Genomic DNA, 16,272 nt, shown 5'->3' on the forward strand with positions numbered 1-16,272 from the left:
TTGCGTGTTCCTTGCGTTCTCAGGAAGCGAGCGCCGTATCCGCCCAATTGGAAACGGGCCAGCGCGGATTGTTGCCCACATTGAGAACGGTGTCACTGGCAACCGTGGTAAAGCCCCACTCGGCCACATTGATCAACGGCAGGTCTTCCACCACGATGCGCTGGAAGTCGTTGTAGAGCGCGGTGCGCGCCTCCGTATCGATGGTCTCGGCCGCCTGATCGATGATCGTGTCGAGCTCGGCATTGGCATAGCCGCCCTGGTTGGAAAACGGCACGCCATCAGGAATGCCCGACTGCACGAGGATCGTGGTCGAGATGGCCGGATCGCCGCGGAACACCGGCGAGCCAACAGAAATGTCGAAATCATGATCCGTGTAGACCGCCTTCAGATGCGCCGGCGTGTCGTTGTTCACCAGCGTCACGTCGATGCCCACCTTGCCGAGCGCCTGCCGCAGATAATCGCCGAACTGGCGTGTTTCGCTGAAGAAGGGCGCGGGCAGGAGGCGCAGCGAAAAGCGCTTGCCATCCTCGCCACGCAGATAGCCAGCCTCGTCAAGCAGCCTGTCCGCCCGCTCGATGTCGAAGGAATAGGGTTTCACATCGGGATTGTAGAATTGCGGCGCGTTCTGCGGCACCGGGCCGGTGGCCGCCTGCGCATAGCCAAGAAACACCGTATCGACCACGAAATCCCGGTCGATGGCGTGCGACAGGGCCTGCCGCACCTTCCGGTTGGCGAGGATTTCGTTGCGGTGGTTGATCTCCACCACAAGCTGATAGGTGAGCGCCTCATAGCCTTCCGTCACCACTTTCAGCCCCGGCACGCTGGCGATGCGTTCCAGATCCACCAGCGGCACCTGCGAGAAGGCTGCAAGCTGGATTTCGCCTGCCTCCAGCGCGGAAGCCGCCGCCGCCCGGTCGGGCAGAACGCGGAAGATGATCTCGTCCAGCTTCGGCAGGCCCTCGCCCCAATAGGCGTCATTGCGGGTAAGGCGGTAATATTCGCCGGGCCTGTGCTCGGCGAATTTGAACGGCCCCGTTCCCACCGGCGCCTTGTTGGCCGGGTTGGCGGCAATGTCCGTGCCCTCATAGAGATGCTTTGGCAAAACGCTCGTCACCACCGGCAGCGCATTGCGAATGAGCTGGATCGGCGTGGGCGCGGAAAAGCGGAAAATGGCGGTATGCGCATCGGGCGTTTCGACCGTGTCGAGATTGGCGAACACCACGCGGCCGAGATTTTGCAGCGGCTTCCAGACCTCCATCGCGGAGAAGGCCACATCCGCTGAGGAGAACGGCTCGCCATCGTGCCAGGTCACGCCCTCGCGCAGTCTGAAGGTGATGGAAAGCCCGTCTTCGGAGCCTTCCCAGCTTGTGGCAAGGCGTGGCGCAAGCCCGCCCTCGCCATCCATCATGGCTTCAGCCAGCGGCTCAATCACCTTGCTGGCGATGAAAAACACACCGTTCGACGCGACGATTGCCGGGTTCAGCGTGCGCGGCTCGGAATCAGCCGCCACCACCAACCGCCCGCCGCGCGGCGCTTCCTCGGGCCATGCCATGCGCAGCGGCAGGCCGACCGCCGCCAGCGCGCCCGCGCCAAGAAGGAGATTGCGTCTCGAGATCAAAAGACCGGCCATTGGAAATCCTCGCGCCTTAAAGCCAAAGAAAGTGTAAGATCCGCCGCCGGGAGGAACAGGGCCATAACGGTGTTGCGTTGGTCCAGCCTGTTGAAGACGTCTTCCTTAGAGATAAGGCGGCGTGCAGGCGGAAACGACAATGGTGCGCGTGTCGGAGAGATTCTGGAAACGATGCGGCTGGCGGCTGTCGAACAGATAGGCTTCGCCGGCCTTCAGAATGCGCATTTCGTCACCCACGGTCAGCGCCAGCTCACCCTCCACCACATAGCCGCCCTCGCTTGAGGCGTGCTGGAGCATGGTCTCGCCCGTGTCCGCCCCAGGCTCATAGACCTCGTGCAGGATCTGGAGATTGTGCAGCCGCGCATCGCCGATCTGCCGCAGGACCAGAAGCCCGCTCTCCGGCGCGCCGGCATTGATCGCCACACGCGACGTCAGGTCAATCAGCTCGTCCCTGCCAAAAAACGGACCGGGATTGTCCTCCCGCTCTGGCTCGAAGAAATCCGCCATGCTGACGCCCATCCCTCCAAGCACCTTGCGCAGGGTTGAGATGGAGGGGCTGATCTTGTTCTTCTCAATGTTGGAAATCTGTGCATGAGGAACACCGGCCTGTTCGGCAAGCTGTCGCTGCGAAAGATTGCCTGCGGTGCGCATGGCCCTGAGGCGCGATCCGATGTCGAAATCGTCCATATGTCCTTCGCTCGTTTCGTCTTGCGCCAACGTGCTCATGTTTTGCGCAGCGCGATATATCGCTCAAGATATTGCCCTTGAAATCAATATACAACGCAAAAACATCGGAAATTCCTGGAATTTGGAGCCCGGACTTTTAAATGACGCTCAAAATATTGAACGCATAATTGCCTCGTCGAAAAATGAGTGCTACCGCTAGAGGACATGGGAAGAGATCCGGAAACCGGATCGTCCAACAACGATAACCGCATTCACACGCAGGACAAGCCGATGACCGACAAGCCCAATTCACCCGAAGCGCGCGATATCGCCTATCACCTGCATCCCTACACGAATGCGAAAAAACATCTTGAAGCCGGCCCGCTGATCATCGATCGGGGTGAAGGTGTCCATGTCTACGACAACAATGGCAAGCAGTATATCGAGGCTATGGCCGGCCTGTGGAGCGTCGCGCTCGGCTTCAACGAGAAGCGCCTTGTGAAGGCCGCGACCGAGCAGATGGAAAAGCTGCCCTATTACCACACCTTCACGCACAAATCGCACGGGCCGGTGATCGAGCTTTCCGAAAAGCTGATCGGCATGGCCCCGGTGCCGATGAGCAAGGCGTTCTTCACCAATTCCGGCTCGGAAGCCATCGACACGGCGCTGAAGCTGATCTGGTACCGCTCCAACGCGCTTGGAAAGCCGGAAAAGAAGAAGATCATCGTCCGCAACCGCGCCTATCACGGCGTGACCATCGCCGGCGCATGCCTCACCAGCCTGCCGGCAAACCACAAATCCTTCGACCTGATCGTGCCGAACGTGCTGCGCATGACCGCGCCGCATCACTGGCGCGAGGCAATGCCGGGCGAGAGCGAGGAAGAATTCGCAACCCGCCTTGCAAAGGAACTGGAAGACACGATCCTGGCTGAAGGTCCGGAAACGATTGCCGCCTTCTTCGGCGAGCCGGTGCAGGGCGCCGGCGGCGTGGTCGTTCCGCCGGCCACCTACTGGGAAAAGGTGCAGGCCGTTCTGAACAAGTACGACATCCTGCTGGTCGCCGACGAAGTGATCTGTGGCTTCGGCCGCACGGGCACCATGTTCGGCTCCACCACCTACGACATCAAGCCGGACATCATGGTCATGTCCAAGCAGCTTTCGTCGTCCTACCTGCCGGCCTCGGCCCTGATGATCAACGACCGGGTGTTCGAGCCGATCATGGAAGAAAGCGGCCGCATCGGCACGCTCGGCCATGGCTACACGGCCAGCGGCCATCCGGTTGTCGCAGCCGTTGCGCTTGAAAACCTCAAGATCATCGAGGAGCGCGATCTGGTGGGCAATGCCGCACGCATGGGCGAACGCCTGCGCAACGGACTTGCCGCGCTGGCCGATCATCCGCTGGTTGGCGAAGTGCGCGGCGTCGGCCTCATCGCCGCCGTCGAGCTCGTCACCGACAAGGCAAACAAGACGGCGCTCGAGACGCCCGGCGCGCTTGGCGCACTGGTCAACGCGCATCTTCAGGAAGCCGGCCTCATCAGCCGCGCCATGGCCGATGCCGTCGCCTTCTGCCCGCCGCTCATCATCACCGAGGGCGAGGTCGACGACCTGCTCGCGCGTTTCAAAACCGGCCTCGACAAGGCGCTCGCCGAACTGCCCAGAGAGGCATTGCCGGCATAGGCACGGCTTTCCCGGGGCATCCAGCCCCGGCCGATAACCGAACCACCATGAAAAGCATCGCGTCCAGCTTCTGGACGCGATGCTTTTTGCGCCGAAACACGGTTATGCCATGTCGTTATAACAGAGTCTGTATTTGCGATAGGACAGCGCACCTCCTGCGCTATAGGGTCGCGGAAAGCGTTCCCTATTGAGGTCCAACAGTGACAGATCAAATTCAGGAGACGCGGGAGGGTACAGGTGTGCCGATGTCCGCGCCCCAGGAAAATACTGAAAAATCAAGCCATATCAAATTCTTGATATGGGGCATTGTGGTCGCGGCCATCGTCGCCGTCTTTTTGCCGGCTCCATTGTTTGCCAGCAATCTCTCCTTCCTCTTCTACATGATGCTGTGGATCACCATGGCGACGTCGTTCAACTTCGTCGCTGGTCTGGCCGGATATATGCCTTTTGGTTATGTGGCGTTCTACGGCATCGGCGCTTACGCCACAGGCGTTCTCTACAAGACCTTCGGCCTGCCCATTCCCGTGGCGCTTGCCGGTGCGGCGCTCGCCGGCGTCACCATTGGTCTTCTGGTCGCGCCCACGCTGCGGCTCAAGGGCGTTTATTTCGGCATTGTCAGCCTCGCGCTCGCCATGGCCATGAAGCTCGTGATCTCGCTCATGCCGAGCGACATCACCGGCGGCAGCCTTGGCTTGATCCTTTCGGCGGCAAACGATCCCGTGGCCGCCTACTACGCCATGTTCGTGGTGCTGATGGGCGCTCTGGCAGCCGGCACCTGGCTCACCATGTCGCGCCTCGGCACGGCGCTGCGCGCCATCCGCGATGACAGCGAGGCCGCAGAAGTGGTCGGCGTCAACGTGGTGGGAACCCGCCTCAAGGCCTGGATCATGGCCACCATGTTCCCTGCCCTCGTGGGCGGCGTCGAGGCCTGGTACACGAATGCCATCGACCTCGATTCCTCCTTCAACCTGCTGGTGACGGCAAAGAGCATCGTCTACGCCATGGCCGGCGGCCTCGGCTTCCTGGTCGGCCCGATCATCGGCGCGTCCACGCTCTACGGCATCGACCAGCTGATCTGGCGGCATTTCCCGACCCTCAACCTGCTCATTCTCGGCGTGGTCATCATCGCACTGATGCTGCTCCTGCCGCGTGGCATCGTCGGGGCCTTCGCCCAGCGCTTCTCGCGCTTCCGGCGCTTCATTCCGTAAGACGTACAGGATTGAAACAAAGATGAACGAACTTCTGCTTCAAGGCCTCGTCAACGGCATCGTCGTCGGGCTGATCTATGCGCTGATCGGCGTCAGCCTCAACGTAATCTTCGGCGTCCTGCGCGTCGTCAACTTCGCCCATGGCGAATTCATCGTGCTGGGTGCCTATGGCGCCTATTTCGCCCAGGCCTGGCTCGGCCTGTCCCCGCTGCTCGCAATGCCGCTGATCTTTGTCGTCTTCGGCATGATGGGTTACGGCCTCTATTTCGTGCTGGTGAAGCGTCTTGCGCGCTCCAACGATCCCGAGCACGCCTCGCTTCTGGTCATGTTCGGCCTGTCTCTCGTGCTGGGCGCACTCATGCTGCTCGCCTTCGAGGCGGATGCACGCTCGCTCAACTTCACGCTCGACCCGCCCTTCCTGATGTTCGGCAACATCATCCTGCCGACAACCAAGCTGCTTGGTCTTGCGGTTGCGGTCGTGGTCACCGGTGCGCTGGCGTTCTTCCTCTACCGCACGCTGCCGGGCAAGGCGCTGCGCGCCATCATCATGAACCGTGACGCGATCCAGATCGTCGGCGTGGACCTGAACCACCTTTCGGCCCTGACCTTCGGTCTGGGGCTTGGCCTGGCGGGCATCACCGGCATCCTCGTGTCGATGATCTTCCCCTCCTTCTCCCCCTTCATCGGCCAGGACTACACCCTGATCGGCTTCATCGTGATCGTTCTGGGCGGCCTCGGCCATCCGATCGGCGCAGTCGCCGGCGGCATCCTGTTCGGCCTCGCCGAGCAGACCGCCATGGTGTTCTTCAGCGGAACCGTGGCGATGCTACTCGGCTTCGTGCTCCTGATCGCCGTCATTCTCATTCGCCCCGCCGGCCTGTTCGGCGTGCAGAACTCGCGGTGACGTCATGCTGAAAGTCGAAAACCTCGTAAAGAAATTCGGTGGCGTCACAGCGCTCGACGGCATCAGCCTCACCCTCCCCGACCGGTCGATCCTCGGCGTTCTGGGTATGAACGGCTCCGGCAAGACGACGATGCTGAACTGCATCAACGGTCTTTATGACGCGACCGCCGGTGAAATCACGCTCGACGGCGTCAGCCTCATCGGCAAGGCCCCGCATGCGGTGTTCTCCGAAGGCGTGGGACGCACCTTCCAGGTGCCGCGCATCTTCCCGCAGATGTCGCTCCTGGAAAATCTCTCGGTCGCGCTCCTCAACAAGGGGATGAGCAACGCCGAGATCGCGAAGGTCAGCGCCTACTGGCTCAAAAAGGTGGAGCTCTACCGGCTGCGCCACAATTATGCGGAGGAGCTTTCGGGCGGCCAGCAGAAGCTTCTGGAACTCGCCCGCATCATGGTGGCCAATCCGAAGCTGGTGCTGCTCGACGAGCCGTTCGCCGGCGTCAATCCGAGCCTCGCGCTGCTGCTCATCAACATCATCCGCGACATGCCGAAGGAGCTGGGCTGCTCGGTGCTTCTCGTCAGCCACGACCTCACCTCCGTCTACGAACTGTCCGACAACATTCTGGTCATGCATGAAGGCCGTGTCCTCGCAGAGGGCGACGCCGAAGCGATCCAGAAGAATCCGGACGTCATCGAAGCCTATCTGGGAGCCTGACCATGCATGGCGTTGAACTGAGCATGGAGAACATCTCCGTCGCCTATAACGGAGACATCACGGTTCTCAAGGAAGTGGCGCTGCGGGCAAAGCCCGGCGAGGTGACCGGCATTATCGGGCCGAACGGCGCGGGCAAGTCGACTGTCTTGAAAACCATCTTCGGCCTTCTCTCCACCAAGACCGGCACCATCACCATGGGCGGCCGCGACATCACCAATCTCAAGGCGTTCCAGCGCGCACTCGAAGGCGTGTCCTTCGTGCCGCAGAACCGTAGCGCCTTTGCCGGCCTGTCGGTCTACGACAATTTGCTTCTGGGCTGCTGGCCCTTCCGCAAGGACAAGGCCCGTATCGAACGCGCCATCGACGGCATTTTCGAGCGGTTCCCGATCCTCAAGGAGAAGCGCTCGACGCTCGCCGGCTCCATGAGCGGCGGCCAGCAGCGCTTTCTGGAAATCGCCCGCGCGCTCGTCACCGAGCCGAAGGTGATCCTGCTTGATGAGCCCACGGCCATGATCGCGCCGAAGATTTCCAAGGACATCTACGCGCTCACCCGCGATCTCGCAGATCAGGGCGCCACCATCATTCTGGTGGACCAGAACGTGCGCCAGTGCGCCACGATTTCGGACCGCCTCTACATTCTGGAGCTTGGCCGCAACAAGGCGGAAGGCACCAAGGAGGACTTCGCCACCGATGGCCAGCTCAAGGAGATGGTCGCCGAGTGGATGAACTACAAGATCGACGTGTGAGGCGTCGTTTATCCAAGATCAACAAAAGGGGAATGCCCATGTGGAATATGACCAAACGAAGCTTCATGGCAGGCACGCTGCTTGCCTGCTTTGCGCTGCCGGTCGCCGGCCAGGCGCAGGAAAAGATCCGGATCGGCATGACGGTTTCGTCGTCCGGCAACTTCGCGCTTGCCTCGCAGTCGGGTGTGCGCGGCGTGGAAATCTGGGTCGATGAAGTCAACGCCAATGGCGGCCTGGAAGTGAATGGCGAGAAGCGCCTCGTCGAGCTCGTCAAGCGCGATGACCGCTCCGACAAACAGATGGTGGCGCGCGTCTATGAAGACCTGATCGCCAATGAGAATGTCGACGTGCTGATGGCTCCGTTCGGCTCCACCCTGACGGCAGCCGCCGCCACGGTGACCGAGCGTCTCGGCAAGTTCATGGTCATCTGGTCCGCGGCTTCCGACGCGCTTTACGACCAGGGCTTCAAGAACATCGTCTCGGCAACCCAGATGCCGGTGTCGCGCATGCCGTCGGCCGGCCTCGAAGCCGCTGCAGCGCTCGGCAACAAGAAGGTCGCCATCGTCAATGTGGACGAGCCCTTCCCGGCCGGCCTTGCCGACGGTGCCGAAGCCATCGCCGAAAAGCTCGGCATGGAAGTGGTCCTGAAGGAAGACTATCCGAAGGGCACGAAGGATTTCAGCCTGCTCCTGCAGAAGGCACGCGCGGCTGGCGCCGACGTGTTCTTCCCCACCAGCTATGAGGGCGACCTGATCTCCATGGTGCGGCAGATGCACCAGATGAACGTGAACTTCCCGTTCTCGTTCATGGTCTACGCCTCGACGCCGCAGTTCATCGAGATCGGCGACGATGCGCAGTACATCTACAGCCACACCAACTTCCACCCGACCATCAACTGGGAGGTCAATGCCGGCCTCGACCGTGAAGGCTTCCTGGCAGCTTATGAAAAGCTCTTCCCGGCCGTCTCCTACGAGCCGGACTTCCAGACCGTTCTCGCCTATGGCGCCGCCGTCATCGCCGGCGAAATCATCGAGAACGCAGAAAGCCTTGATGCCGCCGACATGAAGAAGGCGGCAATGGAACTCAGCGACAACCTGACGGTTCTCGCCGGTCCCTACGCGATCGACGAAACCGGCAAGCAGCTGAAAATGCCTTTCCCGGTCGTGCAGTTGCAGCCGGGCAAGGGGCTCGTGACCGTGTGGCCTGAAGAAGTCGCCGTTGCCGAGCCTGTGTACCCGATCCCCGGTTGGGATCAACGAGACTAGCGACCTTGCGCCCGGCTTCCGAAACGTCTCCCTCGGGGCCGGGCGCATTTTTCTCAAGAAAAGAACATCATGGATCCGTCATTCGCGTCCCTCGCGGACCTCTCGAAAGCGCTGAGCGAAGGCTCGCTCACGTCCAGCACCATCACCCGACATTTCCTGGAGCGCATCGCCAGGCATGACAAGGCCCTCGGCGCCTTCGTGCATGTCGATGCCGAGCGGGCAATGTCCATGGCGGAGGGGCTCGACAAGCTGCGCGCGTCTGGCGTGGTCTACGGCCCGCTTCACGGCCTGCCAATTGCCGTGAAGGACCTGGTCGACTGGCAGGACGAAACCTGTACGGTGGGCAGCGCTGCCTGGAAAGACCGGCGCTCAACCAGCGACGCCACCGTCATGCGCAAACTGCTGGCCGCCGGCATGATTCCAATCGGCCGCGCAGCAATGGTCGAATTCGCATTCGGAGGCTGGGGCACGAATCCGATATGCGGAACACCGCGCAATCCCTGGGACATGCAGACACACCGCATTCCCGGAGGCTCCTCCAGCGGCTCAGGCGTGGCCGTTGCCGCCGGCCTTGCGCCGGCGGCCATCGGCAGCGACACGGGCGGTTCCGTGCGCATTCCCGCCGCACTCAACGGCATTGTGGGCCTGAAACCCACCTATGGACGGATCAGCCTGAAGGGCTGCTTCCCGCTTTCCAGCACGCTCGATTCCATCGGCCCGATGACGCGCACCGTCGCCGACGCGGCCCTCCTGCTCGACGCGCTTTCCGGACCTGACGCCAGCGATCCGGCCACCCGTCTTGCACCGGCGCTGAAACCCGGCGCATGGCAGGGCCTGCGCATGCAGGGCATGCGGGTCGCGGTGATGCGCGAAGAGGATTTCCCGATCCCGCTAGATGCCGAGAGCCAGGCCGCCTACGATCAGGCAAAGGAAGCGCTCATCAGCCTCGGCGTGACGCTGGTTCCTGCCGACCTGCCCTTCGCCTTCAACGAGCTGACGGAGAGCAATGGCCGCATCATCGCCGCCGAAGCCTATGCAGTTCACCGCGATTACATCCACGACGAGAGCGTTCCCATCGGCCCCTATGTGCGCCAGCGCGTGCTCGCCGGAGCCAATGTCAGCGCCAACGACTATATCGAGACGCTCGCCGACCACAGGCGCATGAAGGCGGTCTATGCCGATTTCATGAAGCCGTTCGACGCGCTGCTCACGCCGACGGTGCCCTTCCCCGCCATCCCCGTCTCGGAGGTGGACGAAAGTGCGGTTCCGATGGCCGCCTATGGCCGCCCGGCAAACTATGTCGGCGCCTGCGGCCTGGCGCTGCCGGCAGGCTTCACCGAAACGGGCCTTCCGCTCTCGGTGCAGCTCATGGGCGCAGCCTTCGCCGAGGAGCCGCTGCTTGCGCTCGGCGCAGCGCTTGAACAGCGCATCTCGAAAACGGACCGGCAACCGGACCTCACGACGGTCTGAATCAATACGGACAGCAAGGAGTTTCCGATGACGCAATCCACCTGCGACACGCTTTTGACAAACGCTTTGCTGTTCGATGGCCTGGGGGGGCAACCGATCCGCGGCGGCGTGGCACTCTGCAATGGCCGCATCGCCGCGGTCGGTGATGTTTCCGGCTGGCAGGCAAAAGAGACGATCGACCTCGACGGTCTCAGCCTCGCGCCCGGCTTCATCGACGTTCACACCCATGACGATCTCGCCGTCCTGAACGACAGCGCGATGGAGCCCAAGATCACGCAGGGCGTGACCAGCGTAATCGTCGGCAATTGCGGCATCAGCCTCGCACCATACGAAAAGCCCGTGGAACTGGTGCCGCCGCTCGGCCTTCTCGGCACGGCGGAAGACTATCGTTTCGGTTCCTTTGCCGCCTACCGCAAGGCGGTGGATGCAGCCGGCGTCGCCGTCAATGTGGCCGCGCTTGCCGGCCATGGCACGCTGCGCGCCATGACGCTCGAAGACACGGATGCGCCCGCCTCCGAAGGCCAGATCGTGGCCATGCGCGTTCTGCTCGAGGAAGCGCTGGAGGCAGGCGTTCTGGGCCTCAGCACCGGCCTTGCCTACCCGGTCGCCCGCCACGCGCCGACCGATGAGGTGGTGGCGCTCTCGCAGACACTCGCCGCCTTCCCCGGCGCGCTCTACGTCACCCATATGCGCGATGAACGCGACCGGGTGGAAGAATCCGTCGGCGAGACCATCGCCATCGGTCGGCGCGCCGGCGTCCCGGTGGTGATCTCGCATCACAAATGCATCGGCCGCCACAATTACGGGCGCTCGGCGAAAACACTGTCAATGATCGACAGCGCGCTTCGCCATCAGGACATCGCCATGGATGTCTATCCCTATGAGGCAAGCTCGACCGTGCTCCTGCCGGAGCTGACCCGTCATGCGGAGCGCATTCTGGTCATCGATTCCGCCGCCCATCCCGAGTTCAACGGGCTGGAGCTTTCCAAAGTCGCGGAGAAAATGGGCTGTGATCAGGAAGAAGCGGCCCGCAGGCTTTCGCCCGCGCGCGGCATCTATTTCCAGATGTCGCCGGAAGACATCAACCGCATCATGCAGCATCCGCGCACCATGATCGGCTCAGACGGCATCCCCGGCCCGCAGGCCCATCCGCGCCTCTGGGGCACCTTCCCCCGCGTGCTTGGCCGCTATGTACGCGAAGATGGCGTCCTGCCGCTGGAAGAAGCCATCCGCAAGATGACCTCCCTGCCCGCGCAGATCTTCGGCTTCGCCCGGCGCGGAAGGCTGCAGGAAGGCTTCCATGCCGATCTCGTCGCCTTCGATGCCGACACGGTTCTGGATCTTGCCGACTACGACACGCCAGACCGCCCTTCGGCCGGCATCGAGCATGTGTTCGTCAATGGCGTCGCAGTGCTCGCCAATGGCGCGGTCACCGGCGCGCGTGGCGGGCGTTTCGTGGCGCGTGGCGAAGCCTGACCGGCAGGAAGAGCGTCACCCTTCCCGGTGCAGTTCCTGACAGGCCGATTTCAGAATCCTGATGAACATTTCCTCGGCGTTGGAGATCGCACGATTCTCCGATGTCAGCGCCGTGATCGAGAATTTCAGGTCGGGCACCAGCGGGCGCAGTCGCACACCGCGCGTGAACCGTGCGGAAAACTCGTCTACGATGGCACAGCCCACCCCCTGGCTGACACAGGCTGCCGCCACCGAATAGGTGTGCACCGAAATCCGTGGCTCATAGGGCAGGCCCTGCTCGTCAAATGCCGCCTTCAGGAACACGCCTACGGGCGATTCCTTCTCAAGCCCAACGAAGGACTGCATGTCGATTTCGCTCAGATGCACCGGCGAAGGATCGAACGGCCTGGCGGGATCGTCCGTCTCCAGATAGGTCAGGCTCATCGTACCCACCGTGGTGGAGCTGATGCCCGGCGTCTCCACAAGGTTGAACGCCACCGCCAGATCGAGATCGAGCGCATGAAGGCGCTTCAAAAGCACATCGTAGTGATGCGTGAAGAGTTCGATCTTGAAGCCTTCCCAGTGTCGGGGCAGGTTCGACACCACTTTCGGCGCAAGCCCCACGCCGAGGCTCGGCAGAAAGCCCACCCGCAGCACATCGTCGGGATTGCGTCCCAGATTGCGGGCGAGCGTGCGGAAACGCTCCAGCGCGCCATGCACATCCACCGCTTCGGCAAACAGAAGCTCCGCCTCGCGCGTCGGCACAAGGCGCTGCTTCACGCGGTCGAACAGCTTGAAGCCGAGAAGCGATTCCGCGTGCTTCAGCGTCCGGCTGAGCGCCGGCTGCGAGACATTCAGCCTTTCAGCCGCAGCATTGATCGACCCGGCCAGACGGATCGCGTGAAAAACCTCTATGTGCCGTAGATTCATTAAGCCGATAATGCTTTCGCATGTTCCCATCCGCAGTCTTGTGGCTGCGCTTGTCGGCAATCATACACGCTCACCGGAATGCCATGCACAAAAACTTTCCGGCGCAAAAGAATTCATAAACAACTTTAGGTCACACATTGGCCCCGAGAGTATTCGTATTCAACCGGGGCGCGTAATTGTCCGTGAGTGAAATCCGTCCATTGGAGCGTGATGACATTTCCGCCATTGCGGAGATGTTCCAGCGCATATTGCGCAAGGGGCACGGCCCTGCGCCGCGTGGCACGCGCGAATATCTTGAGACGCTTTTTCTCGACCCACCCCACCGCGACGACGACATTCAGTCACTTGTCCATCTGCGCGAAGACGGCACGGTCAACGGTTTCATGGGCGTGCTTCCCATGCCCTTCGTCTATCAGGGCAAGACCCTCAGAAGCGCCATCGGCGGCAGCTTCATGGTAGATGGTCACGAACAGGATCCCTATGCCGGCGCGCGTCTCCTGCGCGCCTTCCAGTCCGGCCCGCAGGATCTCTCGCTGACCGAAACAGCCAACGACGTTTCCACAACCATGTGGCGCAAGCTCCGCGGCACGATCCTGCCCGACTACAGTCTTGAATGGCTGCGCATCCTGCGCCCGGCCGGCTTCATCGCCGCCATGGCCGCCTCCGCTTTCGCGCCTGCCGCCATCGCAAAACCCCTTATGCGCCCCTTCGATGCCCTTCTACGCCGCCGGGGCGCACCGCCCCAGTGGACCCACGTGTCGGATGCGGAATTTGCGGGCAAGACACTCACCACCGAGGACGCCGACGCGGCTGAAACGGTGTCGCTGTTCCAGCAATTCGTCTCCGCCTTCGCCCTGCATCCTCAATGGACGGAGAGCGAGCTTCAACGCATGGTGGATGAATCGCAGCGCAAGGCGGATTACGGCGCGATGGTGCGCCGCATAGTGCTCTCGCGCGGCGGCAAGCCGGTTGGCCTCTTCCTCTACTACGGCAATCAGGGCGGCATCGGGCGCGTGATCCAGATCCTGTCGCTCCCCGGCCAGGAAGGCACGATCATTGATGCGATGCTGGCGGACGCGACCGAACGCGGGCTGGTGGCTCTGCGCGGGCGCGGGCAGCCGCCCCTCATCAACGCCATGCTCGGTCGCCGCTTCGCATTCGTCCATGCGTCCTCCAGCATTGTTCATGCGAAAGACAAGACGCTGCTCGAACCGTTCATCACGGGACAGGCTTTTTTCAACGGTTTTGCAGGAGAATCGTGGACGCGGCTTCTCGGCGACCGTTTCGACTAGAGCAATTCCAGGAAAAGCGGACGCGCAGCCAGAGCGAGACAGGGCCGAATGGCCTTCAGGGGTGGTTTATAAATGTGCGGAATAGCGGGCTATTGCGGAGCGGGTCTTCACCGGCAGGAAGCTGAAGCGCTTCTTGCGGCCATGTCCGCCACAATCGCCCATCGCGGCCCGGACGAAGCCGGCATCCACGTGACGGACGACGTGGGCCTTGCCCATCGCCGTCTTTCCATTGTCGATCTGGCGGACGGCCAGCAGCCCATGACGAGCGCCGACGGACAGCTCCACATCACCTATAATGGCGAGATCTTCAATCACGTCGAACTGCGCCGGGATCTTGAAAGCCGCGGTCATCGCTTTCGCACATCGAGCGACACCGAGGTCATTCTGCACCTCTATGACGAGCTTGGGCCGGATTGCGTTGCGCAGCTCAATGGCGACTTCGCCTTCGCGATCCATGATGCGCGCCGTAAGCGCCTTTTCCTCGCCCGCGACCGCATGGGCGTACGCCCGCTTTACCACACATGGCGTCAGGGCCGGTTCCATTTCGCGTCCGAGATCAAGGCACTCCTGACCGTTCCCGGCATGGAGGCGCGGCTCGACCCCTTCGCGCTCGACCAGATTTTTACGCTCTGGGCTCCCATTCCACCGCGCACGGCTTTTGAGGGCGTCAGCGAACTGCCGCCGGCGCACTGGATGATCGTCGAGAATGGCGCAACCCGCACGCAGCGCTACTGGGATCTGAATTTCTCCGATGTCCGGCACGACCGTACCGAGGCAGAGCTGGCGGAGGAGACCCGTGCGCTTCTGGAAGACGCGACGCGCATTCGCCTGCGCGCCGATGTGGAGGTGGGAACCTACCTGTCGGGCGGGCTCGATTCCTCCATCATCGCAGCACTCGCCAAGCGCATGGCGCCCGCTGGCCTGACCAGTTTCGCCGTCACCTTTTCCGACCCCGCCTTCGACGAAAGCGCGTTTCAGAACGAGATGGTGCGCGCGCTCGACACGGAGCACCACACGGTCGACTGCGACATGGATGAGATCGCCACCGTGTTTCCGGAGGTCATCCGCCACACGGAGCAGCCGATCCTGCGCACCGGTCCCGCACCACTCTACCGGCTGTCCGGTCTGGTGCGCTCGAAAGGCATCAAGGCGGTCCTTTCCGGCGAAGGGGCAGACGAGGTCTTTGCCGGTTACGACATTTTCAAGGAGGCGCGCATCCGGCGCTTCTGCGCGCGCCAGCCGGGCTCGCAATTGCGGCCGCACCTGTTCCGCCGCATCTATCCCTATCTCTCCAATCTGAAGCGCCAGACACCGGATTATCTCGCCGCCTTTTTCGGCGTTGCCAGCGACGATCTGAACGATCCGCTGTTCTCGCATCGTCCGCGCATGCGCAGCACTTCCGGCACGAAGCTCTTCTTCTCCGATGCGCTCAAGGCAACGCTCGGCGATTATGATGCGGCAGACGAACTCGCCGCCACACTGCCCGACGCCTTCAGCGAATGGCACCCACTGCATCAGGCGCAGTATCTGGAAACCCGCTTTCTCCTGCCCGGCTACATTCTCTCAAGCCAGGGCGACCGCATGGCGATGGCGCACGGGATCGAAACACGCTTTCCCTTCCTCGACCACCGGCTGGTCATGCATGCCGCGCAGACACCGGCAAACATCAAGCTCAAAGGGCTCCGGGAGAAGCATCTTCTGCGCGAAGCGATGCGCGATGTCGTGCCGCCACAGATCGCCGACCGGCCCAAACAGCCCTATCGCGCGCCAGAGGCAAGCGCCTTCACCGATCACGCGCAGGCCTATGTGGAAGAAGCATTCGCGAAAACGGCGCTGGAAGAAAACGGAAACTTCCACGTTGAAAAAACAGCCAGATTGTATAATAAAAGCCGGCTAAATAGTTTCACCGGTTTTCGAGACAACGCAGCATTCGTCGGCATTCTGTCGACACAGCTTTGGTCCCAGCAGTTCGCCAGGCCGGTTCGGATAACGGATCAACCTCTGGCGGTTCGTGCCTGACCGTGAAAGGAAGCACCATGCCCCAGTCCATCAATGCCGATATCCGCGCCTTCATTATCGAGAACTTCCTGTTCGGCGATGCAGCGGACGCCCCGGAAGACGATGCATCTCTGATCGAGAACGACATTGTCGATTCCACCGGCATTCTGGAGATGGTCTCGTTTCTCGAGGAGCACTTCGCCATCGATGTCGCCGACCCGGAGATCGTGCCGGAAAACTTCGACACGATTGCCCGCTTAAGCGCCTTTGTCGCGGGCAAGAAGAAGGCCAGGGAGACCGCGCCAGCCGGCGCATAGGA

14 protein-coding genes are annotated in these 16,272 nt (G+C 62.1%); 11 read left to right on the forward strand and 3 right to left on the reverse strand.

Annotation, left to right across the window (positions count from 1 at the left end; translation table 11 throughout):
* Positions 1 to 19 precede the first annotated feature (19 nt).
* Together KUG85_RS17750 and KUG85_RS17755 are read right to left on the reverse strand one after the other, a co-directional pair.
* Positions 20 to 1,630, reverse strand: a complete 1,611-nt coding sequence (locus tag KUG85_RS17750) for an ABC transporter substrate-binding protein (protein ID WP_223006270.1) — start codon at positions 1,628 to 1,630, stop codon at positions 20 to 22.
* Between the two features lie 105 nt (positions 1,631 to 1,735).
* Entirely contained in the window at positions 1,736 to 2,347 is a 612-nt protein-coding gene (locus tag KUG85_RS17755) for a cupin domain-containing protein (protein ID WP_407673699.1), read from the reverse strand.
* Between the two features lie 240 nt (positions 2,348 to 2,587).
* On the opposite strand from KUG85_RS17755, the gene KUG85_RS17760 reads away from it, so the two are divergent.
* The 8 genes from KUG85_RS17760 to KUG85_RS17795 all read left to right on the forward strand — a co-directional run bounded on the left by KUG85_RS17760 (position 2,588) and on the right by KUG85_RS17795 (position 11,754).
* A complete protein-coding gene (locus tag KUG85_RS17760; RefSeq protein WP_223006371.1) occupies positions 2,588 to 3,973 on the forward strand; it encodes an aspartate aminotransferase family protein in 1,386 nt (461 codons plus the stop codon).
* A 245-nt stretch (positions 3,974 to 4,218) separates the two neighbouring features.
* Complete coding sequence (locus KUG85_RS17765; RefSeq protein WP_223006271.1) at positions 4,219 to 5,181, forward strand: branched-chain amino acid ABC transporter permease; 963 nt, start codon at positions 4,219 to 4,221, stop codon at positions 5,179 to 5,181.
* A 22-nt stretch (positions 5,182 to 5,203) separates the two neighbouring features.
* Positions 5,204 to 6,085 (forward strand): branched-chain amino acid ABC transporter permease, encoded by an 882-nt coding sequence (locus KUG85_RS17770; RefSeq protein ID WP_007008912.1) that lies wholly within the window; start codon positions 5,204 to 5,206, stop codon positions 6,083 to 6,085.
* A gap of 4 nt (positions 6,086 to 6,089) precedes the next feature.
* A complete protein-coding gene (locus tag KUG85_RS17775) occupies positions 6,090 to 6,797 on the forward strand; it encodes an ABC transporter ATP-binding protein (RefSeq protein WP_223006272.1) in 708 nt (235 codons plus the stop codon).
* A 2-nt stretch (positions 6,798 to 6,799) separates the two neighbouring features.
* Complete coding sequence (locus KUG85_RS17780; RefSeq protein WP_223006273.1) at positions 6,800 to 7,543, forward strand: ABC transporter ATP-binding protein; 744 nt, start codon at positions 6,800 to 6,802, stop codon at positions 7,541 to 7,543.
* A gap of 47 nt (positions 7,544 to 7,590) precedes the next feature.
* Complete coding sequence (locus KUG85_RS17785; RefSeq protein WP_255606467.1) at positions 7,591 to 8,808, forward strand: amino acid ABC transporter substrate-binding protein; 1,218 nt, start codon at positions 7,591 to 7,593, stop codon at positions 8,806 to 8,808.
* 69 nt (positions 8,809 to 8,877) lie between these two features.
* Positions 8,878 to 10,278: an amidase gene (locus tag KUG85_RS17790; protein WP_223006275.1), complete on the forward strand. Its 1,401-nt coding sequence runs from the start codon at positions 8,878 to 8,880 to the stop codon at positions 10,276 to 10,278.
* A 27-nt stretch (positions 10,279 to 10,305) separates the two neighbouring features.
* A complete protein-coding gene (locus KUG85_RS17795) occupies positions 10,306 to 11,754 on the forward strand; it encodes an N-acyl-D-amino-acid deacylase family protein (protein ID WP_223006276.1) in 1,449 nt (482 codons plus the stop codon).
* Between the two features lie 15 nt (positions 11,755 to 11,769).
* On the opposite strand, the gene KUG85_RS17800 is transcribed toward KUG85_RS17795, so the two are convergent.
* Positions 11,770 to 12,663 (reverse strand): LysR family transcriptional regulator, encoded by an 894-nt coding sequence (locus tag KUG85_RS17800; protein ID WP_065815878.1) that lies wholly within the window; start codon positions 12,661 to 12,663, stop codon positions 11,770 to 11,772.
* Between the two features lie 182 nt (positions 12,664 to 12,845).
* Here KUG85_RS17800 and KUG85_RS17805 point away from each other — a divergent pair, with 182 nt between their 5' ends.
* The 3 genes from KUG85_RS17805 (at position 12,846) to KUG85_RS17815 (ending at position 16,270) form a co-directional block, all read left to right on the forward strand.
* Positions 12,846 to 13,955 carry a hypothetical protein gene (locus KUG85_RS17805; RefSeq protein ID WP_255606468.1) on the forward strand — a complete coding sequence of 370 codons (1,110 nt, stop codon included), beginning with the start codon at positions 12,846 to 12,848 and terminating at the stop codon, positions 13,953 to 13,955.
* 72 nt (positions 13,956 to 14,027) lie between these two features.
* Positions 14,028 to 15,974, forward strand: a complete 1,947-nt coding sequence (gene asnB, locus KUG85_RS17810; RefSeq protein WP_223006277.1) for an asparagine synthase (glutamine-hydrolyzing) — start codon at positions 14,028 to 14,030, stop codon at positions 15,972 to 15,974.
* A 17-nt stretch (positions 15,975 to 15,991) separates the two neighbouring features.
* Positions 15,992 to 16,270: an acyl carrier protein gene (locus KUG85_RS17815; protein ID WP_065815880.1), complete on the forward strand. Its 279-nt coding sequence runs from the start codon at positions 15,992 to 15,994 to the stop codon at positions 16,268 to 16,270.
* Positions 16,271 to 16,272 lie beyond the last annotated feature (2 nt).

This window comes from Nitratireductor rhodophyticola (assembly GCF_019891355.1).
In the GTDB taxonomy this organism is placed as follows: Bacteria; Pseudomonadota; Alphaproteobacteria; order Rhizobiales; family Rhizobiaceae; genus Nitratireductor; species Nitratireductor rhodophyticola.